General features: G+C 36.5%; 19 protein-coding genes. 13 read left to right on the top strand and 6 right to left on the bottom strand.

Annotated elements, in window-relative coordinates; translation table 11 throughout:
* Window positions 1–196 precede the first annotated feature (196 nt).
* The 11 genes from ACOYLP_RS01655 (at window position 197) to ACOYLP_RS01605 (ending at window position 12,752) form a co-directional block, all read left to right on the top strand.
* Window positions 197–1,009: a DUF6544 family protein gene (locus ACOYLP_RS01655; RefSeq protein WP_422854434.1), complete on the top strand. Its 813-nt coding sequence runs from the start codon at window positions 197–199 to the stop codon at window positions 1,007–1,009.
* Between the two features lie 187 nt (window positions 1,010–1,196).
* Window positions 1,197–2,075 (top strand): PstS family phosphate ABC transporter substrate-binding protein, encoded by an 879-nt coding sequence (locus tag ACOYLP_RS01650; protein WP_422854433.1) that lies wholly within the window; start codon window positions 1,197–1,199, stop codon window positions 2,073–2,075.
* A 2-nt stretch (window positions 2,076–2,077) separates the two neighbouring features.
* Window positions 2,078–2,956: a phosphate ABC transporter permease subunit PstC gene (gene pstC / locus ACOYLP_RS01645; RefSeq protein WP_422854432.1), complete on the top strand. Its 879-nt coding sequence runs from the start codon at window positions 2,078–2,080 to the stop codon at window positions 2,954–2,956.
* The gene (gene pstA / locus ACOYLP_RS01640; RefSeq protein ID WP_422854431.1) at window positions 2,956–3,804 is read left to right on the top strand and encodes a phosphate ABC transporter permease PstA; all 849 of its coding nucleotides are present in this window, start codon (window positions 2,956–2,958) and stop codon (window positions 3,802–3,804) included. The genes pstC and pstA overlap by 1 nt, the downstream gene beginning before the upstream one ends.
* A 2-nt stretch (window positions 3,805–3,806) precedes the next feature.
* On the top strand, window positions 3,807–4,562 hold the full coding sequence (gene pstB, locus ACOYLP_RS01635) for a phosphate ABC transporter ATP-binding protein PstB (protein WP_422854430.1): 756 nt from the start codon (window positions 3,807–3,809) through the stop codon (window positions 4,560–4,562).
* 463 nt (window positions 4,563–5,025) lie between these two features.
* Window positions 5,026–7,419, top strand: coding sequence for a phosphoenolpyruvate synthase (gene ppsA / locus ACOYLP_RS01630; protein ID WP_422854429.1), 2,394 nt, complete (start codon window positions 5,026–5,028; stop codon window positions 7,417–7,419).
* Window positions 7,420–7,438: 19 nt separating this feature from the next.
* Window positions 7,439–8,248 (top strand): SDR family NAD(P)-dependent oxidoreductase, encoded by an 810-nt coding sequence (locus ACOYLP_RS01625; protein ID WP_422854428.1) that lies wholly within the window; start codon window positions 7,439–7,441, stop codon window positions 8,246–8,248.
* A 160-nt stretch (window positions 8,249–8,408) separates the two neighbouring features.
* Window positions 8,409–10,931, top strand: coding sequence for a cation-translocating P-type ATPase (locus ACOYLP_RS01620; protein WP_422854427.1), 2,523 nt, complete (start codon window positions 8,409–8,411; stop codon window positions 10,929–10,931).
* 114 nt (window positions 10,932–11,045) lie between these two features.
* Window positions 11,046–11,594, top strand: coding sequence for a hypothetical protein (locus ACOYLP_RS01615; protein ID WP_422854426.1), 549 nt, complete (start codon window positions 11,046–11,048; stop codon window positions 11,592–11,594).
* Between the two features lie 23 nt (window positions 11,595–11,617).
* The gene (locus ACOYLP_RS01610) at window positions 11,618–11,962 is read left to right on the top strand and encodes a hypothetical protein (RefSeq protein ID WP_422854425.1); all 345 of its coding nucleotides are present in this window, start codon (window positions 11,618–11,620) and stop codon (window positions 11,960–11,962) included.
* 229 nt (window positions 11,963–12,191) lie between these two features.
* Window positions 12,192–12,752 (top strand): hypothetical protein, encoded by a 561-nt coding sequence (locus ACOYLP_RS01605; protein ID WP_422854424.1) that lies wholly within the window; start codon window positions 12,192–12,194, stop codon window positions 12,750–12,752.
* 269 nt (window positions 12,753–13,021) lie between these two features.
* On the opposite strand, the gene ACOYLP_RS01600 is transcribed toward ACOYLP_RS01605, so the two are convergent.
* The 6 genes from ACOYLP_RS01600 to ACOYLP_RS01575 all read right to left on the bottom strand — a co-directional run bounded on the left by ACOYLP_RS01600 (window position 13,022) and on the right by ACOYLP_RS01575 (window position 24,136).
* Window positions 13,022–16,288 carry a S41 family peptidase gene (locus ACOYLP_RS01600; RefSeq protein ID WP_422854423.1) on the bottom strand — a complete coding sequence of 1,089 codons (3,267 nt, stop codon included), beginning with the start codon at window positions 16,286–16,288 and terminating at the stop codon, window positions 13,022–13,024.
* 213 nt (window positions 16,289–16,501) lie between these two features.
* Entirely contained in the window at window positions 16,502–18,436 is a 1,935-nt protein-coding gene (thrS, locus tag ACOYLP_RS01595) for a threonine--tRNA ligase (RefSeq protein ID WP_422854422.1), read from the bottom strand.
* A gap of 157 nt (window positions 18,437–18,593) precedes the next feature.
* On the bottom strand, window positions 18,594–19,139 hold the full coding sequence (locus tag ACOYLP_RS01590) for a lysozyme inhibitor LprI family protein (protein WP_422854421.1): 546 nt from the start codon (window positions 19,137–19,139) through the stop codon (window positions 18,594–18,596).
* A 27-nt stretch (window positions 19,140–19,166) separates the two neighbouring features.
* The gene (locus ACOYLP_RS01585) at window positions 19,167–20,513 is read right to left on the bottom strand and encodes a hypothetical protein (protein ID WP_422854420.1); all 1,347 of its coding nucleotides are present in this window, start codon (window positions 20,511–20,513) and stop codon (window positions 19,167–19,169) included.
* Window positions 20,503–21,486, bottom strand: coding sequence for a YihY/virulence factor BrkB family protein (locus ACOYLP_RS01580; RefSeq protein ID WP_422854419.1), 984 nt, complete (start codon window positions 21,484–21,486; stop codon window positions 20,503–20,505). Before ACOYLP_RS01580 ends, ACOYLP_RS01585 begins: the two co-directional genes overlap by 11 nt.
* 142 nt (window positions 21,487–21,628) lie before the next feature.
* A complete protein-coding gene (locus ACOYLP_RS01575; protein ID WP_422854418.1) occupies window positions 21,629–24,136 on the bottom strand; it encodes a tail fiber domain-containing protein in 2,508 nt (835 codons plus the stop codon).
* Window positions 24,137–24,534: 398 nt separating this feature from the next.
* Between ACOYLP_RS01575 and ACOYLP_RS01570 the strand changes: the two genes are divergently transcribed.
* Together ACOYLP_RS01570 and ACOYLP_RS01565 are read left to right on the top strand one after the other, a co-directional pair.
* Entirely contained in the window at window positions 24,535–25,680 is a 1,146-nt protein-coding gene (locus tag ACOYLP_RS01570; RefSeq protein ID WP_422854417.1) for a hypothetical protein, read from the top strand.
* Window positions 25,665–25,925: a T9SS type A sorting domain-containing protein gene (locus ACOYLP_RS01565; RefSeq protein ID WP_422854448.1), complete on the top strand. Its 261-nt coding sequence runs from the start codon at window positions 25,665–25,667 to the stop codon at window positions 25,923–25,925. Before ACOYLP_RS01570 ends, ACOYLP_RS01565 begins: the two co-directional genes overlap by 16 nt.
* The last annotated feature ends 135 nt before the right edge of the window (window positions 25,926–26,060 follow it).

Below are 26,060 nucleotides of genomic sequence, written 5' to 3'. Positions count from 1 at the left end.
AACTTTTTAAAAGATATGTATTGGGGTTGGCATATAGTATCTATATAGTTTTCGCTTTAATTATTTAAATACAAGTTGGAACGGTAGTTGTGCAAAGTGTTGGCTGTCTACAAACCTTTTAAATGCTATAATCACTACCTATAATTTTTGTTGCATTGTTGCCTCAAATCGGAACACTTTATAAAAAAAGAAAATTATGACAATCGTATTTTCAATACTCGGGCTTCTGCTATTGGCCTTAATTATAGTAAAAGTAAATTTATCTATACAATTCCACAAAAAGATCATTGAACTTTTTGCTCTATCAAAAAATATATCTCAACAACAATTTGACAAAAGTCAAACAGACAGTTTGCCGAAACCAGTGCAACGCTACTTTAACTATATTTTAAAAGAAGAACATTCTTTCATAAGTTATGTAAGAATTAAACACGAAGGACAATTTAAGGCAGGCCTTAAAAAAGGTTGGATGAACATAAAAGGCGAACAGTATGCAACTACTGAAAAACCTGGCTTCATCTGGAAAGGAACTACTGCCATGTTTATAGCTCAAGATTTGTATATTGCTGACAACGGTCGATTGATTGTTTCACTTTTTTCATTGATTAACGTAGTAAATGCCAAAGGCAAGCAATACAATCAAGGTGAATTACTTCGTTGGCTTGGAGAAAGTATCTTATATCCAACAAATTTCTTACCGAGTGACAAATTAAAATGGTTTCCAATTGACGACAAAACCGCTAAACTTACCTTTAATTATAAAGGACTTTCCTTATTCTTTAAAATTACTTTCAACGACATAGGCGAAATCACAGAAATGGAAACCAAGCGGTATATGGGTGTGAATAATTTAGAGACATGGGTTATCAAAGTATCAGACTACAAGGAATTGAATAAAGTGCTTATTCCAACACGCTTTGAAGTTCTGTGGAGATTAGAAAAGGGTGATTTCTGTTACGCAAAGTTTGACATCACTGAAATTGAATATGACAAACCTATGAAATTTTAATTTAATTTCTAACTTTGACCGAAGGAACCACCACCACTAATACGGGTTTGGCAAAAGTGGCGGTTCAGTGCCCCGTATGACAATTTTTCGTATAATTGAACTGCGGTTCTGCGCATGATGTTTGATGGTAAAAATCGCCAACTTCTTGTAGCTAAAAAACATTAGCTGGTATTTTAAACGAACACTAATGATAATACAAACTAAACATTCAGATTTTGCCATTGAAGTAATTTTGCATATGCGTTTATTTTCAGTTCTTCTTGTAATTATGTTTCAATCTTGTTCGCCAAATAGTGAAACTATAAAAATAAAAGGTTCTGATACCGAAGTGAATCTTGTGGTGGTTTTAGCAGAACAAATTCGTAAAGAAAATGATGTGGTTTTGGTTTCCGTTTCAGGAGGTGGTTCAGGATTGGGCATAGCTTCTTTATTAAACGGAAATGCAGACATTGCCAATTCTTCACGAAGTATAAAACAAACAGAACTGGATTTGTTTCAGCAAAAGAACATTGAACTCGATTCTTTTATTTTTGCCCAAGATGCCATCGCTTTTGTGGTGTCGGATAAGTTCACCATTGATTCGCTCAATACAAATGATATTACCAAAATTTTAAGTGGCGAAATCACCAATTGGTCTTCCTTCCATCAAAATAATATGCCCATTACTATATATGGAAGACAAAGCAATTCGGGCACACACGACTATGTGAAACACATTTTAAACATTCATTTTTCGCCTTATGCTAAACAAATGAATGGCAATGCACAAATTTTAGAAGCTATTAAAGCGGATGGCTCAGGCATTGGCTATGTGAGTGCTGGTTATGTTTTAAAAGGCAATAACACGGGTATCAAAGTTTTATCCATCTACACCAATCATTCAAAAGCAGTTTCGCCATTAGATGCTAGCGCCATTGCATCAGGAAGTTATTTTTTTCAACGCCCTTTATTTCAGTATTTCAGGAAAAGTGATTATTTAAAAATTAAACCATTCCTTGATTTTGAAAAGTCTGCAATAGGGGCAAAAATCATTCAAGAATCGGGCTATTATCCTGTAAATAATTAACGATGAATACAAAAAAGAGAGAGCAAATAGATGGTCTGTTTAAAGTAATTTTTAAATGCACAGGATTGCTAACCATAACCTTATTGGGCGGCATTTTTTTAATGCTATTTTCCAACAGTATTTCTTTCTTCTTAAACATATCGCCTATCGATTTTTTTACGGGTTCGCAATGGGATCCAGAAACGCATTACAGCATACTGCCTTTATTGGTAAGTACATTTTTGGTGGCGTTGGGCTCTATGCTCATCGCTGTTCCTTTAGGTATTTTAACAGCCGCTTATTTATCGGAGTTAGCACCTAAAAAAATGCAAATGTTTCTAAAACCCATCATCGAAATGTTGGCAGCTATCCCATCGGTAGCAATCGGTTTTTTAGGAATTGTTTTAGTCGGACCAGGTTTGGCTCACGTTTTCGGCATTCAAAACGGATTAAATGCCTTAAACGGTTCTATTTTATTAGCCATAATGGCTTTGCCTACCATTGTTACAATTAGCGAAGATGCCATCAATGCCGTACCAAAATCGCACAGAGAAGCATCGCTTGCTTTAGGTGCTAATAAATGGGAAACGCTTTTTAAAGTTACCATACCTGCCGCAATGCCTGGGTTAATAGCTGCCGTAATGCTGGGTTTAGGAAGAGCATTGGGAGAAACAATGACCGTGTTGATGGCTACCGGAAATGCCGCAGCTATCCCAAAAGGTTTTTTAGATTCTGTAAGAACCATTACAGCAACTATTGCAATTGAGTTGGGAGAAGTGCCTTACCAAACTACGCATTACTTTGCTTTATTCGCTATTGCTGCTTTATTATTTCTAATTACGCTTATTGTAAATTTTATAGGCGAATATTTTGCCAATCGTTTAAGAAAATTTCACGCCTGATGAATACGAAAAATATACGAAACACTTTCAATTGGATTATTCTTTGTGGCAGTACCTTCATCGTTTGTTTGTTTTTAGGCGTTATTCTATGGGATATTTTTTCCAAAGGCTTCTCTAGTTTGTCGTGGCGTTTTGTTTCTACTTTTCCAACCAATGGAATGACAGAAGGTGGCATTCTACCTGCAATAGTGGGTACAGTAATCCTCACATTCATCACTACCCTATTTGCCGTACCATTTGGCGTAGCCTGTGCTATCTACTTGAATGAATATGCCAAACCATCATTGCTTACCAATATTATTCGTGCTTCTATTAGAAATTTAGCTGGCATTCCCTCCATCATTTATGGCTTATTTGGATTAGCGTTATTTGTACAAGCCTTCCATTTGGGCACTTCTATATTATCGGCTGGACTCACGCTGGGTTTACTGTCATTGCCTTACATCATTACCACTACCGAAGAAGCCCTGAAAAGAATTCCTAATAGTTTGCGTGAAGCTACTTTGGCATTGGGTGTAACACAAGCTGAAACCATAAAAGATGTAGTATTGCCTGTAGCCTTGCCCGGCATTTTAACCGGAGTGATTTTAACCCTGTCAAGAGCTGCAGGAGAAACCGCTCCTATCCTATTTACAGGCGTTGCTTTTTATATTAATGGGGTAAGCTCTTCTGCCAATCAGGAGTTTATGGCATTACCCTATCATTTATATATGTTATCTACACAGCACAATGCCATAGAGCAAGTGCGACCTTTAGCCTACGGAACTGCAACGGTATTGATATTGTTGGTATTTCTATTGAATATCATTGCTTTTTATGTACGATTTAAAAACAGAACACAAGATTAATAATGGATGCAATAAAACTTAGAGCCGAAAATTTAAACTTATTCTTTGGGAATAAACAAATTCTAAAAAATATAAATATTGATTTTCCTAAAAATCAAGTAACATCTTTAATTGGTCCATCTGGTTGCGGAAAATCTACTTTGCTTAGGAGTTTTAATCGCATGCATGACTTATCCTCTGATGCCAAAATAGAGGGAAAACTATTTTTAGATGATTTAGATTTATACGACAAGAAGAATTCAGTAACAGATATTCGTAAACGAATTGGAATGGTTTTTCAAAAACCGAATCCTTTGCCCAAAAGTATTTATGAAAATCTTTCTTATGCTTTAAAAATACACGATTATCCCAAAAATGAAATTCCTGATTTAATAGAACAAGCATTCAAAGAAAGCTTTTTGTGGGACGAAGTAAAAGATGAATTGAAAAAACCTGCTGTAAAATTATCGGGAGGTCAACAACAACGGCTTTGCATTGCCCGTACCGTAGTGCTACGACCAGAAGTAATTTTGATGGATGAACCTTGCTCTGCTCTTGACCCTATAAGCACGAAAAAAATAGAAGAATTGATACTGAAACTCAAAAAGGATTTTACCATTGTAATTGTTACACATAACATGCAACAAGCCCAACGTATTTCAGAAAAAGTTGCTTTTATGTATTTAGGCGAATTAATAGAATTTGACACTTGCGATACTATTTTCAATCATCCCAAAAATGAATTAACGCAAAGGTATATTGGAGGACATTTTGGGTAGTAGATAGACATCAGCTAACTTACGCTTTTTGCTACTGCGGCCGAGTAGCGATTCGGTCTGACATCCAAAAATCATCTTTTGGAAATACTTGAAATTTTTATGCTTTTTATTCCGCAATAGCAGTCAGCGTAAAAACGTTATATAAAAGTCTGACCGCTCGGAAAATACTTATTTCCATATTCTAATCTTGCCAAAATATATTTGACCGTTAAACATTCGGATAAATGTGTAAAGCTCAAAACAATTAATACTAATTGTGCAAGGAATTTGATTAACAAAAGAGCTAGAATTTCTCTTATTGCCTTTTCTCGCATGACTTTTATCAATATTCCTTGAGTAGTTATAGTTTAGCTTTGTGTGAGATTATTTATAATAGACCAAACACATTTTCCATTAATCATTACAAATAATCATATAGTTAAACAAATCAAAAAGAACAAGTCAAGTTGATTCACTCAATAGTATGAAATTAATAAAACATTTTTCGGAAATAAAAATAAATGACATTTCAAGTGTCGGTGGTAAAAATGCTTCACTGGGTGAAATGTATTCATTACTTTCAACGAAAGGTATATTGGTGCCTGAAGGCTTTGCAGTTACCTCTGAAGGGTATAGTCAATTTTTAACTGAAAATAAACTTACCCCAGTTTTAAGTAGTTTATTGGCAGAATTAGACATTAAATCATTTAACAACCTCTCCGCTATTGGCAAACAAATAAGAACAAAGATTATGGAATCAACTTTTCCTAAATCATTGGAAAAAGAAATAATTAAAGCCTATCAATTGTTGGTGAAAAATTCAGGAGATGAGAAAACCTATGCCATCAGGAGCAGTGCAACAGCAGAAGATTTACCTAATGCTAGTTTTGCAGGTCAACAAGAAACTTATCTAAACGTAAAAGGGGAAATTAATTTAATAAAAGCATGCCATCGATGTTATGCTTCTTTGTTTACAGACAGAGCAATAAAATACCGTTCCGATAACGGTTTTGATCATATGAAAGTTGCTTTGTCTATTGGTGTTCAAACAATGATTCGCTCCGACTTAGCAAGTTCAGGAGTAATGTTTACAATCGATCCGGATACCGGATTTGATAAGGTTGTATTAATTTCTGGAGCTTGGGGTCTTGGAGAAAATGTGGTTCAAGGCACCATCAATACCGATGAATTTTTAGTTTATAAACCCTTTTTAGGCAAGGTTAAAAACCCGATAATAGCGCACAAGTTAGGAAGCAAACTCAAAACTATGGTGTATTCAGTACTAAATACAGATGAAATTGTAAGACCTGAAGATGCAATCGTAAATACTGACACATCGGAAGTCAAAAGGAATGAATATGTATTAAACGATGAAGAAATAATTCAACTTTCGAAATGGGCATGTATCATAAAGGAGCATTATAAATGTAACATGGATATAGAATGGGCGAAAGACGGACAGAACAACAAATTATATATTGTACAGGCAAGACCTGAAACAGTTCATAGTAATAAAAAAAATAGTGATTACAAAGAATATTCCTTATTAGAAAAAGGAGAAAAATTATGTTCAGGCGCTGGCATTGGGAATAAAATTGTTTCAGGTAAAGCAAGAATATTGCATTCGCCTTCTGAAATTTCTAAATTAAACAAGGGAGAAATATTGGTTACGGAAAAAACTGATCCTGATTGGGATCCAGTATTAAAAAAAGCTACTGCAATCATCACCAATCAAGGAGGCCGAACTTCACATGCTGCAATTGTTGCTCGCGAAGTGGGTGCAATAGCAGTTGTAGGAACAAGTAATGGTACACAGAAAATTAAAGATGGGCAATTGATTACTGTCTCCACTGCTAAAGAAAATACTGGGGATGTATTTAATGGGCAGTTAAAATGGGATGAAAAAGTAATTGATATTTCTTCAGTTCCAAAAACAAAAACCAAGGTAATGCTCATTCTTGCCCATCCTGATGAAGCTTTTGGATACTCGCAACTGCCAAACGATGGTGTTGGCTTGATGCGAATGGAGTTTATAATAAGTAACTCAATTGGCATTCATCCTATGGCATTAAAACATTTTGCCACAATAAATGATTCAAAAGTAAAAACCAAAATAAAAAGACTCACAAGCCTTTATAAAAACAAGGAAGAATTCTTCATAAACAAATTAGCCGAATCAACAGCTAAAATAGCTGCCGCATTTTATCCAAAGGAGGTAATTGTTAGAATGAGCGATTTTAAATCAAATGAATATGCTAACTTAATTGGTGGGCAACAATTTGAACCCAATGAAGAAAACCCTATGATTGGTTTTAGAGGTGCATCAAGATATTATCACCCAATGTATAAAGATGCTTTTGAAATGGAATGCAAAGCAATGAAAATGGTAAGAGATGAAATGGGATTTACTAATGTGAAATTAATGATTCCATTTTGCAGAACCATTTCAGAAGCAGAAAAGGTGATTACGGTTATGGATGCTTGCGGATTAAAAAGAAAAGAAAATGGACTGGAATTGTATGTGATGATTGAAATACCTAGCAATGCATTGCTTGCAGAGGAATTCGCCAAACACTTTGATGGTTTCTCCATAGGATCGAACGATTTAACACAACTTACTTTAGGAGCTGACAGAGATTCAGAATTATTAAGCGAAATCTTTAGTCCTTTCGATCCTGCTGTAATGCAACTCATTGAAATGACCTTAACCAAATCTAAAAAAACAAAAACACATACAGGACTCTGCGGACAAGCCCCTAGTGATTATCCTGAGTATGCAAAATTTCTGGTCAAAAACGGAATTGACAGTATATCCTTTAATCCCGATGCATTAATTAAAGGAATAGAAAACATTGCAGAAGCTGAAAAAAATATTTAACACTAAAAAAAACTAAACGATGAAAAATTCAATTGAAAAACTGTTTGACTTAACAGGAAAAGTAGCCATTGTAACTGGTGGCGCAATGGGAATAGGCAAAGGCATTGCAAAGCGCTTATCTGAAGCTGGCGCTAAAATTATGATTGTTGATATTGTAGAACAAAAGGAGGCTGAAGCCACAATGAGTGACATAAAAAGTAACGGTGGGGAAGCACTTTACATTCAAGCTGATTTGAGTGACATCAAAAATCTTGAAAACATTATCACTCAAACAGTAAAAGAATTTGGCGATTTAAATATTTTGGTAAACAATGCAGGCATTTTTTCTTATTGCCCTGTTACTGAATTAACCGAGGAACTATGGGATAAAACAATCAACCTAAATTTAAAAGCCGTTGCATTTCTATCCAAATTAGCAGTAAAAAAAATGATAGAAAAGAAACATGGTGGAAAAATAATAAACATCTCATCAATCGATAGTATTAAACCTACTGGTAATTTATCACAATACGATTCCTCCAAGGGCGGAGTTAGAATGTTAACTAAGGCTTTTGCTAAAGAGGTAGGTAAATATGGAATAAATGTAAACGATATAGCACCCGGTGGCGTAAACACCCCTGGAGTAACAAAAATTGCAGGCACTAATTTATCAACCGAACAACAGCAAGCTATGAAAGTACAAATGGAACAGTTTATAAGCATGTTGCCTCTACAAAGAATAGGTCAACCAGAAGAGATTGGGAATGCCGCATTGTTTTTAGCAAGTGATGCATCCAATTATATGACTGGTAGTACAATGGTTGTAGATGGTGGCTTGTTAATTATGTAATAGAAGAAAAACTTTTGCGATTTCAACAGCTTATCCAATTTAAATTTTTTTAGTCAGAAGTCTAAACTAAAATACTCTTAGAAGGACATGTTCTATTTTTTTTAAATGACTTTAAAATCAATCGTTAACAAACCCAATTTAGCAAAAGATTATTTTTAAAATGGCTTCTAACAATTTTAATATATTAGGTTTGACTAGTGATCAAGTAATTGAAGCCAGAGAAAGATTTGGACAAAACAAATTAAGCTACAAAAAAGAAAATAGTTTCATTGATACTGTAAAACGTTTTTCAAAAGACCCAATGATTATTTTGTTATTGGTGGCTTCTACTATCTATTTTATGAGTGGCGAAACAGGTAACGGAATTTTTTTGGTTCTTGCCATTATCTTCATCACTTCTATTTCCCTTTATCAAAATTCTAGAAGCAAAAATGCTTTAGAAAAGCTAAAAGACTTTTCTCAGCCTAGTTGCAAGGTTATTCGCAATGGTGAAATCAAAGAAATAAAAAGTGAAGACATTGTAATAGGTGATTGCTTGATGGTTGAAGAAGGCAGCTCAATTACAGCAGACGGTACCATTATTCACTCCAACGACTTTTCAGTAAATGAATCTATACTAACTGGTGAATCGTTTGCAGTATTTAAGGATAAAGAAAAAGAAGACAAATTTATTTATAGCGGAACAACAATAGCAAGTGGTTTAGCCATAGCAAAAATTACCGCTATTGGTAACGAAACCAAATTAGGCAAAATTGGAATCAGCTTAGAAGGAATAGACGAAGAAAAAACGCCTTTAGAAATACAAATAAACAATTTTGTAAAATGGATGGCGATTGCTGGAGCAATAGTTTTTGTAATTGTTTGGGCAATTAATTATTGGCAGTCGCAAAATGTATTGAATAGTTTATTACAATCGCTTACCTTGGCAATGAGCATTTTGCCCGAAGAAATTCCTGTCGCTTTTACCACATTTATGGCATTAGGTGCTTGGCGTTTAATGAAAATTGGCATTGTAGTAAAGCAAATGAAAACGGTTGAGACCTTAGGTAGTGCTACTGTTATTTGCACAGATAAAACAGGAACAATTACAGAAAACAAAATGAGTTTGGCAAAACTATTTGTGCTAAAAAGTAATACAATATCTAAGCCAGAAGATGAATTAAACGATGATGAAAAGGAATTAATAGAATTGGCAATGTGGGCAAGTGAGCCTATTCCATTTGACCCAATGGAAGTGGCGTTACATCAAAAGTATAAAGAGGTAACACCAAATGACGAACGATACAATTATAAACTCATATATGAATATCCATTAGACGGCAAACCGCCAATGATGACACATATCTTTTCGGATAATAAAGACAACAAAATTATAGCAGCTAAAGGAGCTCCAGAAGCACTTATCAATGTATCAAATCTTACAGAATCTGAAAAAGTACAAATTCATTTAGCTATTCAACTTTTAGCTACCGAAGGATACAGAGTTATAGGCGTTGGGGTTTCTAATTTTAAAGGGAATAACTATCCTGTAAATCAACAAGATTTATCTTTTCAATTTAAAGGCATCGTAGCTTTTTACGACCCGCCAAAAAAAAACATCCAAAGCGTATTGGAAGATTTTTATACTGCAGGTATTAATGTAAAAATAATTACTGGAGATAATGCAGCCACAACCGCTTCCATTGCCAAACAAATTGGCTTTAAGGGTTACGACAAAACGATTTCAGGAGATGAGCTAATGGAATTATCTGAAAAAGATCTACGAACCTGCGTAACGGATACTGCCATTTTTACAAGAATGTTTCCCGATGCTAAACTAAAAATAATCAACGCTTTAAAATCCAACAACCAAATTGTGGCAATGACAGGCGATGGTGTAAATGATGGTCCTGCATTGAAAGCAGCACATATTGGAATTGCAATGGGTAAAAAAGGAACAGAAATAGCAAAGCAAGCAGCGTCACTCATTCTATTAGAAGACGATTTGTCTAAAATGGTGGATGCAATTGCTATGGGCAGGAAGATTTACACCAATCTTAAAAAAGCCATTCAATACATCATATCCATACACATTCCAATCATTCTCACAGTTTTTATTCCTTTAGCTTTGGGGTGGATTTATCCAAATATTTTCTCTCCTATTCACATCATTTTTTTGGAAATAATAATGGGTCCGACTTGTTCTATCATTTATGAAAACGAACCAATGGAGGCAAATACAATGCTGCAAAAACCCAAGCCACTGACAACAACTTTCTTTAATTGGAGAGAATTATCCATTAGCATTGTTCAAGGATTATTCATAACAGCGGGAACATTGTTTGTTTACCAATATTCAGTAATAAATGGTTATGACGAAGCACTTACCCGGACAATGACTTTCACTGTTTTAATTACAGCAAACATTTTTCTCACCTTAGTAAACCGTTCATTTTATTATTCCATTTTGACGACTTTAAAGTATAAAAACAATATGGTTCTATTAATCATTTTCATAACTATCGCCATTGTTGGTCTTATTCTTACCTTTAAACCCTTGTCTAATTTTTTTGAATTTGAAACATTAAATGGACTGCAATTATTGACTTGTATAATCATTGGTTTTATTTCAGTAATATGGTTTGAATTAGTGAAACTTGCTAGGAGAACAAAAGCAAATAAAGACAGGAAGGTCAGCTTATAACAGCACCTACAAGAAACTGGCGGTTCAGTGGTGGTTGCCAGTTTTGTGCTTCGAAATCGCCAACTTCGTGCAGCTGCAAACCGTTATAGACAATGCTAAAAATGACAACACCTTATGAAAAAGTACATTATACTTTGTTATTCGAAGACCGGCAATAGTCGTTTTATAGCTGAAAAGCTATCAAGGGAATTGTCTTGCGATTTGGAATTGGTAAGTCCCAATTTAAACTACACTGGACTGTTGTTTCTCATTTCTTTGCTTAAAATCCCCATTCCAACTAATATCTCAACAAACAAGATTAAGGAATACGAAGAAATAATTGTCATTGGTCCAATTTGGGGCGGACTGCTCATTGCTCCATTGAGAACTTTATTGAAAAAATGTTTTAACCTATCAAAACCTGTACATTTTGCTGTAACCTGCGAAACAAGCGAAGACGAAAAAGATAACGAATATGGATACAATCAAGTCTTAAAATTGACTAGGGAGTTGGGTGGAGAATTCGTAAAAACCACCGCGGCATTTTCAACATCCCTAATAAAGGGCTATGAAGGGAAGATAAAAACAGATATTATGGTTAAGGCGAAAATTACAGAGGACAACTTCAGTGATGAGCTGAGAGAAAGGTTGCATAGTTTTAAGAACAGCATATTAGGAAAATGAACAAGGTATTCGGAATCCTCTTTATGCTCACTGGCATTTTCGCAATTGTCGGTGGTCTATACACATGGGGTGATGGAAGTATATTTTCCCAAACAGAGTTGTTGACAGTATTGATACCTTGGGCTGACATCATTTTAACCGGTCCCATTTCATTGGTTAGCGGATATGGCGTTATCAAAAATCTGTTTTGGGGTAGCGTATTTGGCTTGGTTACAAGCGGCATCTACATTCTTGGTTCCGTTCTTGTTTTTATAGCAATCGTTTGGAATAATGATTATTCAGTTTTTCTTATAGTTCCATCAATTTCCGGTTTTTTAATAGGGACTGGCTATGTTGCAATCAGCATAAAAGAAAGGGCTATTCATTGATAATTCATGAAAGCAATCTCATTGTTTCGTATGAAGATGACCACTGGCTATAACATTGGTTTGCGTCAGTGTGGTCCCGATAGCTATCGGGATACTAGGCTGATTCCCGAAGCTTAAGAATACTTTCTATTAGCTTTTGCACTAAATTTGAACTTAAGGGATTTCTCTTCCGCACCGAACGCAAATTAAAAAAATGTAATAAGGAATTTTACTAACACACCAAAACAAAATGACTTGTAAATTAATATATACGACCTTTTTGCTTTTACTAGTCACTTTGACTGCTTGGGGCCAAAGTCAAAAAAATATTTCTGACATTTTTTTTGAATTTTTAAATTCATATCAAAAAGACAGTTTACAAAACATATTAACAGACGACTTTCAATTAAATCGAACTTATACGACTTATTCCAATGACAAATCTTCCTTTCTCGACAAGTATCTTCGAAATTCTAAAGCATTTAATGGAAAATATAAAATCTTGAAAGTCATTTCTGAAAATGAGCCAAAAAAATTTTTAGTTGAAGACCAAAGTGACTATCTAAAATATCTTAATGTGGATTATCCAACTTGGAAAATCACGATATTTACTAAGAACAACAAAATAAATATGGTAACGATAGACACGACAGAGACTTATGAAAAATATTCGGCCAACATAAAAATTGCAGATGAAATATTCATGAATTGGTTAAAATCGAATTATCCGAATGTCTCTCAGGAAATGTTATATAACAAAGAGGGACTCTTAGCCAAACGGTTGAAAGAATATGCTGAGATGAGGAAATGACGTCTCAAAATTGAACATGCCCCAAACAAATGATTGAGTCTTCATAGGAAGTATTCAAAGATTTTCAGACCTGTGTTGTTCCCCAAAAACAAATTCAAGCGCCATGAAATGATTATTCATCTATCTTCGATTCTCTATAAATTATGTTTTATTTGAAAATGTCTTTAGAACGCAATAATACCACACCATTAAGACATGGATTGTACTTTTCAATTAACACCTAAAAAAACATTTAAAGCAAACTATTCTAATTTTTGAGGTTAAACGAACTACTTTAAATTCTTTAAAAGCTGCTGAACTGCTTCCATCAATTGCGTATCATTACCATTTAAAAAATCAGCATATTTTAAATCCACTTCAATATCTGGTTCCAACTGCAAATTTTCGGTAGGGCGATTTTCTTTCCCAATGGTAGCAATCATAGGTATCCCGAATACCATGGTCGGATCGATTTGGGTCTCCCACCACACGGCAGTTCCTGTTCCTGGAACAGCCTTACCTAGTGTTTTACCGATTCCGGCTTGCTTGTACACATATGGAAAAATAAAGGCGTCACTGTAGTTACCTTCACTCATGACCACACAACTAGGTTTGGTCCATCGGCCCATAGGTTCTCCATCTTTCAGTCGATTTCCCTGTGGAGCAAAATCTAAATATCTTACCCCGGATAATAAGGTTTTCAAATCATCGTGTAACCATCCTCCTCCATTAAAACGCGTATCTACAATCAGGGCTTTCTTTTCATAGTTTTCACCAAAAACTTCGTCGAAAACATCTCTGTAACTGCCATCGTTCATGCCCTGCACATGAACATATCCAATTTGCCCCTGACTTAAACGATCAACTTCTGATTTCATTCGGGAAATCCATCGACGATACATCAATCCACCTTCAGCGCCAAAGGAAATGGGTTTAACCACTTCGTCTAATTGAGCCGGTGTTTCCGGGTCGCTAAATGTAATTAATGTATTTTTTCCTGCTTTACGATTCAGGAGTTTTGTCCAATCCATGTCATCTGTAATCTCAATGCCATCTATCTTTTCAATGATGAACCCTGGTTTTAAAGAAGTAGTTATTTTATCAAAAGGACCTTCCTGCAAAATTTCGGTAACCAATAGTCCTTTGCCAGTATGAGTTTCATCAAAAAGCAAACCCAATGAAGCCGTTTCATCTCCATTTTCTGATTGGGGTGAATACCGGCCACCAGTATGAGATGCATTTAATTCTCCCAAAAACTCACCCAACAAATCCTGAAAGTCGTAGTTATTATTGACATGGGGTAAAAATGCTTTATAGTTGGTATAGAGCATATTCCAATCTAAGCCATGTAATTTGGGATCGTAAAATTTATCTGCTACCTGACGCCATGCATGTTCTAAAATATAAGCTCTTTCGGCAGCAGGATTTAATATCATCTCTCCACTCACATTGATTGGATCAATCTTACCATTTTCATCTATTTTACTCAATTTCCCATCTTTGATCACAATCAGGGTTTTCCCATCCTTACTCATTTGTATGCCGGCTCCACCCGCTCCTAACTTGGCCAAAATTTTTGTTTCTTTGGTTCTTGTTTCTGTAACCCATAAATCAAATCCCTTTTCAAAAGCGGCCAAATAGTAAACCTTCGTTCCTTCAGGATTCACAACATAATCGCTGATGCTGCAACTGTTTATTGTTACTCTTCGTATCCTTTCCTTAAACTGATCCGTTTCAAGTTTGAAGGCTAAACTATCAGAAACCTTTTTTTCATCCTTCTTATTTTTTTGTTTGCTGGTACCTTCTTCCGCTTCTTTTTCCTCTTTCTTCAGCTTTTCCATTTCTTCTTTTTCCTTCTTTTCTTTTTCTTCCAACAGGGCAAACTCCTCTTTAGATAAAATGTAACGTTCAAATGCCTTATTGTCAAAGAATCCTATAAAGATATCTGTCTCACGACTCCCTTGGTAGGCATGACTTCGTCTACCATTTTTTGCACTTAACCAAGTCATCGCTTTGTTTCCGATTGCCCATTTTACATTGCCCTGGCCATAACCACTTGGAAAAGGGTGTATAATCGTTTTGGACTCATCGGTAGATATCAAAGCAACGTTAGAAGTAAACCAGTTTCCTTCTCCATCATCCGACAAAATATAACGACTATCAGGACTCCAGACAAAATCCCAATCTCCATCTGCATAACTATAATTTCTCCCCTCAGGTAAAATGGTTCGCGTTTGTCCGGATTCAATGTTTAAAATTTTTAAGACATTTCGATTAGATATAAATGCTAATTCTTTACCATCCGGCGAATATTTACCCTGAAATTCTTCTTCCTCAGTTGCCACAACCAGCTCCTCATTTAATAATGTAGAAGCAAAAAAATAAGGTTCTTCCGTACGTGCAATGCTACTCTTGTAAATATCCCAACTTCCTTTTCGTTCGGTGGCATAAATTAATGAACGACCATCAGGATGCCATTGTACCATACGTTCCTGTGCTGGGGTATTGGTGATTCGTTTGGTTTGTGTGCCTTCAACCGCAGTTACGAATACCTCTCCCCGATTAATAAAAGCGATTTCTTTTCCATTGGGTGATAAAACAAATTGTGTAATCCCACTACTCACTGATAAGTTCTTTTCTGAATTATTTCGACCATCATTTTGAATGAGAACCAAAACTGCCGAGGCCCGATCATTTGCTGGCTGTATAAATAGGTCACCATTATACGTAAAGCAGAGGGTATTATTTTTACTGACACTTAAGTTTCGAACCGGATGGGTGTTGTAATTTGTAACACTTTGTTCTTGACCATTTCGATTCAAGGCAATATTCAAACTACCACTTGATTCTGTTAAATAATAAAAACCTGTATTTCCGGGATCAAAAACCGGCTCGAGATCTTCTCCTGAAAATGTACTAATTTTTTTGTACTGATTTGTTTTTAAGTCTAAAGTCCAAATATCTCTTGTGACGCTACTGGTATGATGTTTTCGATAATGATCTTCATAACCTTTTTTGTCTTGAAAAACAATTTGATCTCCCGAAGCATTGAGTCGAGCGGTGCTCATACCAGCTTCACTCATTAATATCGGACGACCTCCGTTTACAGACACTTGATATAAATTTTGAAACAATCTTGGACTATAAAAACGAATATTTTTATTACCCGCTCCTCTTGCCGATAAAAACAGAACGGATTGATTATCCGGCGTGAAATCCTGTGGGATATCCGCTGAACTATGATGGGTTAAACGCAGTGGATTTCCTCCTGTGACCGGCATAACAAAAACATCAAAATTCCCATAACGATCACTGGCAAATGCAATAGACTTTCCATCATGACTCCAAACCGGATTTTTATCATAAGCTTCATGCATCGTTAAAGCCTGCGCAGTACCTCCTTTTACCGGAACGATATAAATATCCCCTTTATAAGAAAATGCAATTTGTGTTCCATCAGGGCTGATACTTGGATACCTTACCCAATGTGCTTGTTGTTGTGCTTCAAGTTGTAAAGATGTAATACCCAGAAAAAGAATGGTCAGTAATTTATTCATCTGGTAAAAATAAAATAAATCCTTACTAATTCTTCATTCGTGCGGCAATGGATAAAATAATTTAGATTAATGTTTAAAAAAAACAACAGTATAGAAATTACAAGCACCCTGAATTAGAAAATAAGATGAATCCTCCCTTGTTTATTCAATCAATTAAACAAAGAATTTAAATGGCGTCATACTAAAATAACTTCCAGTCAATCGCAAAAAAAATTATGAACTTGTCCTGTTTAGGATTTGCTCACGCATCGATTCAACTATTTCAGCCACAGGCTTCATCCCCTGATCGCCCTGACTTTGAATTCGAAGAGAAACAGCATTTTCGTTCATTTCCTTTTCGCCGATGATAAACATGTAAGGTACTTTTGACAATTCCGTATCGCGGATTTTTTTACCGATTTTTTCATTGCGATCATCAATTTCGGCACGAATACCTGCTGCTCGAAGTTGTTTATGAACCGAACGACAATAGTCCATAAATTTATCACTGATGGGTAATAATTTTACCTGACAAGGTGCTAACCACAATGGAAATTTACCGGCATAATGCTCCAGTAAAAATCCGATGAATCGTTCATGCGTTCCAAGAGGTGCCCGATGGATGATTAACGGAATTTCCGGTTTATTTTCGGCGCTATTAAAACTTAAATTAAATCGTTTGCCCTGTGCAAAATCTACCTGATTGGTTGCCAATGTAAACTCACGTCCAATCGCACTCCAGATTTGAACATCAATTTTTGGACCGTAAAAAGCTGCTTCATCCTGCACTTCCACAAAAGGAATATTACTTTCAATCAGCACATTTCGAACCATTGCTTCCGTTTCCTTCCATAATTCAGGTTCGTCGATATACTTCTGTCCCAATTTTGCGGGATCATGCAAGGATAAACGCATGACATACTTATCGATTCCGAAAATATTAAAATATTTCAGGTACATATCATTCACCGCACGAAATTCATCGCCAAACTGCTCACGGGTGCAATAAATATGTGCATCATTCATGTGTAAACATCTCACGCGCATCAAGCCAAATAATTCCCCACTTTGCTCATATCGATAGCAGGTTCCATACTCTGCCAATCTTAACGGCAAATCTTTATAACTACGAGGTTCGGCATCAAAAATCTTATGATGATGCGGGCAGTTCATGGCTTTCAGGTAATATTTCGTGCCATCGAGTTCCATGGGTGGGTACATACTATCCTGATAATAAGGCAAGTGACCGCTGGTTAAATACATGCTTTCTTTAGCGATATGCGGGGTAACTACACGTTTATATCCGGCGTCCTCTTCTGTTTCCTTCGCCAACTTTTCTAATTCTTCAATGATAATCGTGCCGTTTGGCATCCATAAAGGTAAACCTTGACCGACATCGTCATCAAAACAAAATATGCCCAATTCCTTTCCTAATTTCCGGTGATCGCGCTTTTTGGCTTCCTCCACCATTTGGATATATTCATCCAACAACTTAGAATTTGGAAATGTAACTCCGTAAAGACGGGTCAATTGTTTATTTTTTTCATCGCCCTTCCAATATGCACCGGCTACATTGGTTAATTTGATGGCTTTGATATGACCTGTATTTGGAATATGAGGTCCTCTGCATAAATCAGTGAAACTACCTTGTTTGTAAAAAGTAATTTGACCGTCTTCCAGATTATGCAACAAATCCAGTTTGTAAGGATCATCTTTTTCAAAGAAATAGGAAACAGCATCTTTTTTACTGATTTCTATACGTTCGTAGGCATTATTTTGTTTCGCCAACTCTTGCATCTTTTGTTCAATGGCAACAAGGTCGTCCTCACCAATTTGCTGATCGCCTAAATCCATATCATAATAAAAACCCTGATCGAGCGCAGGTCCTACCCAGAATTTTACGCCCGGATAAAGCGCTTCAATCGCTTCCGCCATCAAATGGGCTGAACTATGCCAAAATGTATTTTTCCCCGTCGAATCATCCCATGTTAACAATTTCAAGGAAACATTTTCATTGAGTGGACGACTAAGATCCCATACCTCTCCGTTGATTTCAGCCGCCAATACCTTTTTGGCCAAACCTTCTGAAATAGACTTTGCAACTTCCATCGAACTAACACCCGGTGCATACTCTCGAATACTGCCATCGGGCAAACTAACTTGTATCATAGGCCGCAAATTAAACCCAAAAATTACAGTTTCAAAATTTGCTTGAATGTCTCTTCCAAATATTTGATTTTTGAGTAAAATCCTGAAAAATCTGCTTGAACGGCGATTTTGAGTCAAAGAAACCCGCCAAATGACAATTGAGAAAAAAAAACCGAGCCTATTTGAATTCCGAAACGCGCAAAAGGTGAGACGCTATTTCAACAGTACGCTGTTTGATAAGGTTATACTGATCCAAAGCCGTAAAATTGCTTTGGATGGTGCCACCACCCGTATATTCTTCTTTGCCCAGCATTTCGATGACCAATTTTTCCTGATCTCGAAAGGCCAACCAATTCCGTTGACTGTTTTGCATCAACTTCTTATCTGCAGCATTTAATTTCTGAATGAGCTGACCATAGTACTTGTTCAAAAGTGCGTCATACTCTTTGGTACAATCGTAAATGATTTGATTGATTCCCTGGGTAGAATAGTCGACTTCCATTTTGAGGCGGCATATCTGTTCGATTCGGAAGGTATCTACCATAAACTCTATCATGATTGGGTGCAGGTTCCCTTGTCGATTAAGGGTATCCCATAAATCAGATGCATCTTTGTTGACTTGTTGTCGGATACTTGCCTTTTTTTCTTCAGTCAATTCTATTTGACAGTATGCCCATTGTATTCCAAATAAACAAAGAATGGCAGTAAAAAGTATCTTTTTCATTTTCGATAAATTCATTAAGTTCAATCATCAATTTTCTCTCTTTAAGGAAATGTTTTCATCGCCCTTTTGATACGGCAAATAACTTATGATCAATTGAAACATTTCGTCGGTTGTTTTCATACTTCCATTGTTATCGCGTATCGTTTGTGGAGGATGAAAAGGATTCAAAGGATTTTCAGGGGTATTATCAAATACACCTTCCATCACAATTGTTGACCCAGCCGGAATATGTAACATTTTTGGAAAGGTATAAAAATATTGCCAGTTAAAATCCCATCTGGGTATAGATATCATTCGGATAGTATCTCCATCTGGTTTGAGGGCAAAGGCTTTAAAACTTTTACCCAACAAATGCATATGAGGATTTATGGTTAGTACCGAAATATCATTGGGCAAAGTATACCGGCTGTAATGTGTTTGAATTTTATTTGGTAAAAGAACAAGAGGCGGTTCAATACCTGAAACCCCCAATGTTCCCATTTGAAATTCTTTGATTGGTCGTTGAGGTGGAACACGCGCATAAAAAATATGAATAAAACTACTATCCCAGGTTTCATCTACAGAAGGTCCATAGTGAAGGTCGGCTAATAAAAATGCGTTCTTTTGATGAATTTTCCATCCACCGATACCATCCGGATATTGTTGGGCAATAACACCCGGTAAATAATTCACAACGGATTTTACCAAGGTTGGATAAGTGCCATCATCGTGCAAAATGCCAATATTTTTATAGGCTAGTCCAATGGTACTATCCAATTTCATATCAGAAACATAGTCACCATCAAATACATTTTTTTTCAGACCTGCATCAAATCGAACCATATCACCATTCACATGATGAACGACTTTTGTATTGCCGGGTACAAATTCAACCGCGCGAATAAATGAATCCTTGGGAACTTCAAAAGGAACTTTAATGAGCAAAAATCGATCTTCATAATTTCCAGGTATAAAAATGGGTTTGACCGGAATTGTCAGATCAGGCTTTCCTAAAAAAGAAGAAGAATAAAAGGTAGGCAATGCAGGAATTTTGCTACTATCTCCTATCGGGCATTTATCTTCTACCCATCGTTGTATCCATAGAATTTCTTGTTCTGTTAAAATATTCTGGCCCAAAAACTCCGTATAATGAGGATCTGCCGGCCAAGGAGGCATCAGTCGATTTTGAACAGTAAATAAAATTTTCTCTGCATTGGAGCGAACATCCTCATAGGTTGCTAAACTAAAGTGAGCTATTTGTCCCGGGCGATGACAAGGCGTACAAGTTCGGTGAATGATTGGCGCAATATGTGTGGCATAATCAGGATGCAACACTTCGGTTTGACACGAAACCAGCAGCATTAAAAAAAGTGCCATAATACCTTTACTCTTCATAGTCCTGAGCAAGTTCCGTTTTTAAAGATTTACCTGATTTATTTTTTCGATTGACAATGATACTCGCATTTAACTCAAAACCAATCAATAAAACCTGGGCAACTAAATTGATCCAAACCATAAAAAATATTAAAGTTCCAATGGACCCGTAAATTTTGTCGTAATGCACCAGGTTATTGACCGCCCAGAAAAAAACAATTGTGATTATGCTAATTAAAACCGTGGAGGTAATTGCACCCGGACTAAATACCTTGAGTTTATTCACGGTAGCTGTCCCATACTTAAACGTAAATGAAATGGTTAACAGGCACATCAAAAAAATAATCAAATAGGCTATAAGTTTAAGTACGATACTTTTTTTCAAAAACGCAAATCCTAACCAGGTAAATAGCCACGATTGAAACAACATCACCAAGAGCGTGAAAATAAAAACGACCACCAGAAAAAACGTCAGTAAAATAGCCACGCCTCTTTGTTGGAGCCAATGACGGCGTCTAAATCCCGGCAAACGCGTTTCGAAGGTATTGAGTAAACCCATCATGCCATTCGAAGAATAATAAATGGTGAGCAGTACAGAAAATGAAAGCAGCACATTTTTTTTATGGGTGATAAAATCCCGAATAATCAGATTTACTTTTTGCTGCATATCTGGCGTTGGGGCCAATAACACCAACATATCATTCATCATCTCGATGATTTTTTGTTCGGGTAATGGTAAATACGGAATAAGGCTAAAAAAGAAAAGCAACAAAGGAGGCAATGCCATCAGGAAAGAAAAGGAAATCGCGCTTGCTTTACTGTAAAAACGATTGGAAAAAATTTGTTTTCGAAAGAAGTTTAATGAATCAAATAAAGAAACCCCATCAAAACCGGGTAAATAGATTTGTCTCAACCACCCTATTAGGGCAGTTATAGGCCGGGAACGAAGAATATGTAGTTCAAGACGGGTCAAGATGCCGTAAAAATAAGGCATAATCGATGAAATTCTTTTTGCAGCATAAATTGATTATGCCGTAAAGAAAATAAAAAAGGCTTGCGATAAACACAAGCCTTGTGATTCAGGGATAGAAGAGCTCCCTACATCATGCCAAACAAAAATCAATATATCATGGATATTATTTCTTCTCCATTTTCTCCATCAACATTCTATTCTGCGCCTTAAGTAGTTCTATTTCCTTTTTTTGTTCGAGAAGCATTTGGTTCAATTCTTGAATGGCATTAATTTCCGCTACCAAAATGGCATGGGTATTGAGATTCAGGTAGCCGTCTTCATCCTTTCCAACACTTTCAGGGAATACCTGTTGCACATCCTGAGCGCTAAAACCAACATACTCCGTCTGTAATACTTCGTCAGAAAAAGTTCTGTGAGCGGTATTTTTATATTGATACCGAATCGGTTTCAGTTGAAGAATTTCTGATAATCCTTTAGAATATGACCCATGAATATTTTTAAGGCGGGCATCACTGGTGATCGTCCATGTATTGGTTCCTGGTTTTCGCCCCTGATCTAAACTTAGTTCAAACAATCCACCAGGGGTACTGGTCCCTATTCCAACTCTACCCAAACTATCAATTACCATGCGGGTTTGATTGCCATTGACTCGAAATTGAAGTCCATCCTGAACAGTCATCCCATTAAAAATAATTCCACCATCAGCAGAACTGGTTGTATTACCAAAAATGATTCCTGCTTCGGAAGTTGATCCATGCAATAAACTCATATAATTACTAAAATTGTTTTCAACTACCATCATACTGTTTGTAATGGGTGTTACATTGGCATTCCCATTGCGAACATGAAATCGCGAAAGTGGAGCGGCAACTCCAATTCCAACTCTTCCGGAACTATCAATAACCATACGGGTTTGGTTTTTATGACAACGAAAAGAAAGTCCGCTTGGAAGAGTGCTAGAATTGTAAATCATTCCTCCATCTGCAGCATTAATAGTATTCGCAAAAAGCAAACCCGTTTCACTATAATTCGTAATCATAGACAAATAGTGGGCGCCATAATTTTCGAGAACCAATGATGAAGAAATATTTGGATTAATGATAGTTTGAGAAACAGCCACATGCAATTTACCATCCGGGGTATTGGCTCCGATGCCTACTTTACCGGTATTCGTACTAAATACATCAGTTCCATTTAATGCCCAATGTCCTGATTGTGGTACCTCCCAAGTACCCACCCCGGTAGAACTTGAAGTAAGCACTTTTCCCGCACCAGGTGAACCTCCGGAAATTTTAATTTGCCCGACCACATCTAATTTAACAGCTGGAGTGGTTGTACCGATCCCGACATTGCCGGTATTGCCATTTGATAAATTAGTACCATTCACAACCCAATTTGAACCGCCACCGCTTGGGGGAGTCTGCCAGGTAGCTAAACCAACAGCGTTTGAAGTCAATACCTTTCCGACTCCCGGTGATCCTCCGGAAATTTTGATTTGACCATTTACGTCTAGTTTTGTTTGCGGTGTAGTTGTTCCAAATCCAAAATTCCCCATTGTATCAATGGTCATTTCGATAGAACTTTTCGTACCAATTTGCAATTTCCCGGATTCAATATTAAAAATTTGTGCATCCAAACCTGTTTGCTGGATAACAAGACCGTCAAAAGCGGAATGACCTGTGGTATTGTTCGTCAAACGCAAGTCAATATTACTTCCATCTGTGTTATTAAAATGTACTCGGCCAGCGGGGGTAGCACTTCCACCAATACCTACATTCTCAGAAAGAAAATCAGCATGGAATTTTAATTTACTCGTCCCATTTTTAAATAAACTAATTCCGATATTACCACCCGAACTGATTAAAAAGCGTCCTAAACCATCTCCAGCAGTAACACCGTTGTTGCCAAAGGCCAATAAGTTACCCAAAGGATATAAACTAGGTAAACCAGCATAAGAGCCCGCATAACTACTGCCATATTTGGTAAAAGTGGCGTAATTCGCCGCACCATCGCTATACATTGTAAAACGGCCAGCACCGGTTGCACTTTGATTTTGCATTCGCATCAATTCCTGTACGGAAGCAGAGGAAACATTCACATGCACTTTTGCGGTTGAAGCCGGTGAGGTAGTCCCAATTCCAATATTTGTTCCATTGTCGTAAATCTGAGAATTTATTTCAGCAGAACTGCTGCCGCTTGCATCGAATTTGGACAAATAATGTTGATTCCCTGCCCGTTGCGAAGGCATGGTATTTTTTGCCATCCCGGCCTTATCGGCGTAAAAAGCATAAGGAACACTCAATAACTGCGTTGTTCCGGCGGTTTGGAATTGATTGGCGCCCAGTGGATCAATCATCACTTGAATGTACTTATTGCCCAATTCCCATTTCACATCATTGAGCTGATTGACCTGAGATTTACCCTTTCCTATTTGCAAAGTATATAATCCGAATTCGTTGGTGACAACTTCCTGAATTTCACTGTACTCAACCTGAGTCCCATCAGGATCGGTACAAATCATAATTTTTAGAGATAGTTTTTGTTGCGAAAGCGATTTACCTTGTGCATCACGCGCGATCCCTTGATAATTCATGGCTCCAGGTGCTTGTGCGAGAAGAAAATGGGCGGATAATAAGGTCAATAAAAAACCTAAAATAATTTTAATCTTCATGTCTGTTCTTTTATGTGATAAATAAATTCTGAAACAAATTTGAATTGAAAACCAACGTTTAAATGCCTAAATTCGTTGAAGTCCCCTCTGCATTAACCAATGCCTATCCTAAAAGTGTATTTGTTTTGGGCGCCTCTGAATTTGTTCAAAACCCGAAAAAAACAGCCTGCATTTACAGCCTGATACCTATCACTTATTAATTTATACCGAAGTTTCACCCTTGAAATTTGTTCACCCACCGCACAAATTCTAATTTTCAGCCTCAGCCTTCGTCCTATACATACATGATGACTCTCAAATTCTCCTTTTTCACTTTTTCATACCCAACCATATTCCTGTTTTTGGGCTTATTCTCTTGTTTTAATTTGAATGCCCAAAATCCTTGTCAATGTGATAGTTTGAATACAAAAAACAGCTTTTGTGAATATCTGGAATTGAAAGAAAAGTATCAAAAAGCTCTTTCTGAAAATGAGTTTGAACGTGCTCTTGAGACCATCAAAGAGGCTGAAAATGTTTTACAAAAGAGCCCTTGTTATCAACAAGAAGAACTTGAACTTCGAAAAACGGAGGGCAAAATTTATGAATACCAATCAGATTACTCTAAAGCCATTTCCATTTTTCTTAAAGTATTGGATTTGAGTAAGGAGCAACAAAATAAATACGAAGAAGCAAGTACATATCTGGATTTATCCAACTTGTTTAATCGAAATAAGGAGTCGGGAAAAGGCATTCAATATGCTTCTATGGCTATGAAGGTGATTGAAAACATGATCTTATCTGATGTTCAGCCAGTACTTCTCAATAATTTAAGTAGTCGATATTTCTTTCATTTTCAGGATTCAAAATTAGCTCCATACTGGGATACCGCAGAAATGTGGACCAATAAGGCCTTACAATTATCTATTCAAATGAAAGACAGCCCTCAGCAAATCAGGGCATATAATAAATTAGGGGCTATTTCAGATAGCAGAGGTAATACCCGGGATGGTCTAAAATATGCAGATTTAACATTGAACATTGCAAGAGCCTTTGGTCAACCGGGACAACTCATTTCAATTTATGGAGACAAGGGTTATTATTTACTCAAACTAAAAGAATACCAATCAGCACGATTAAATGCTGATACGTCCTTGCAATATGCCTTGCAGGTAAATTATCTGCCTCTTATAATCAACGCATATTCCCTGATTTACGAAATCGAAAAGTCTGCAGGTAGATACCAACAGGCTCTCATGGCCAGCGATACGGTCAAATTGCTCAATGATAGTTTATTTAATCAGGAAAAAACCGAAACCATTCATCAATTGGAGAAACGTTATAATCAGGCAAAAAATGAACAAAAAATTCAAGCACTGAGTAATCAGAAAAAGGTATTGACACTTTCTTTGGTTGCTTTGCTGGCCCTCATTACAATGGTCATTTTGATTATTCGACAACGCAATTTAAAACGCAGGGAAAAAGAACTGATTACCGAACAACGTTTAAACCGTGCCAGAATCAATCCTCATTTTTTCTTTAACGCGCTCGGATCAAGGAAGCTGTAGTAAGTATTTATCCGAATCCAAACACAGGACAGTTTACATTAAAAGCCGATTTATTTGAAACAGTAGATGATATCAGTCTGGAAATTTATAATCTGCAAGGACAACGTTTATACACAGAATATCTTAATTCCGATCAGCTCAATATCAAAGCCGATATCAATATTTCGCAGTTCGCTTCGGGTGTATATCGATTGAGATTAAAAATCGGAATAGATGTATTTGAATTGCCGTTAACGGTGCAGTAATAACGATTCAACTCTGAGGTGCAACTCAAGAAAACAGTAACTAACTTTAGTCATTAGCAAAAACCAACATAATAGCAGGACCATTTTCGGCCTTTGCTCTTGAGGCGTTAAGAAAAATTTGAAATCGGGCGTAGC

It is taken from the genome of Flavobacterium sp. (genome assembly GCF_049318325.1).
GTDB lineage: Bacteria > Bacteroidota > Bacteroidia > Flavobacteriales > Flavobacteriaceae > Flavobacterium.
Note: the sequence above shows the minus strand (reverse complement) of the source record. Positions and strands in the feature narration are given on the sequence as shown.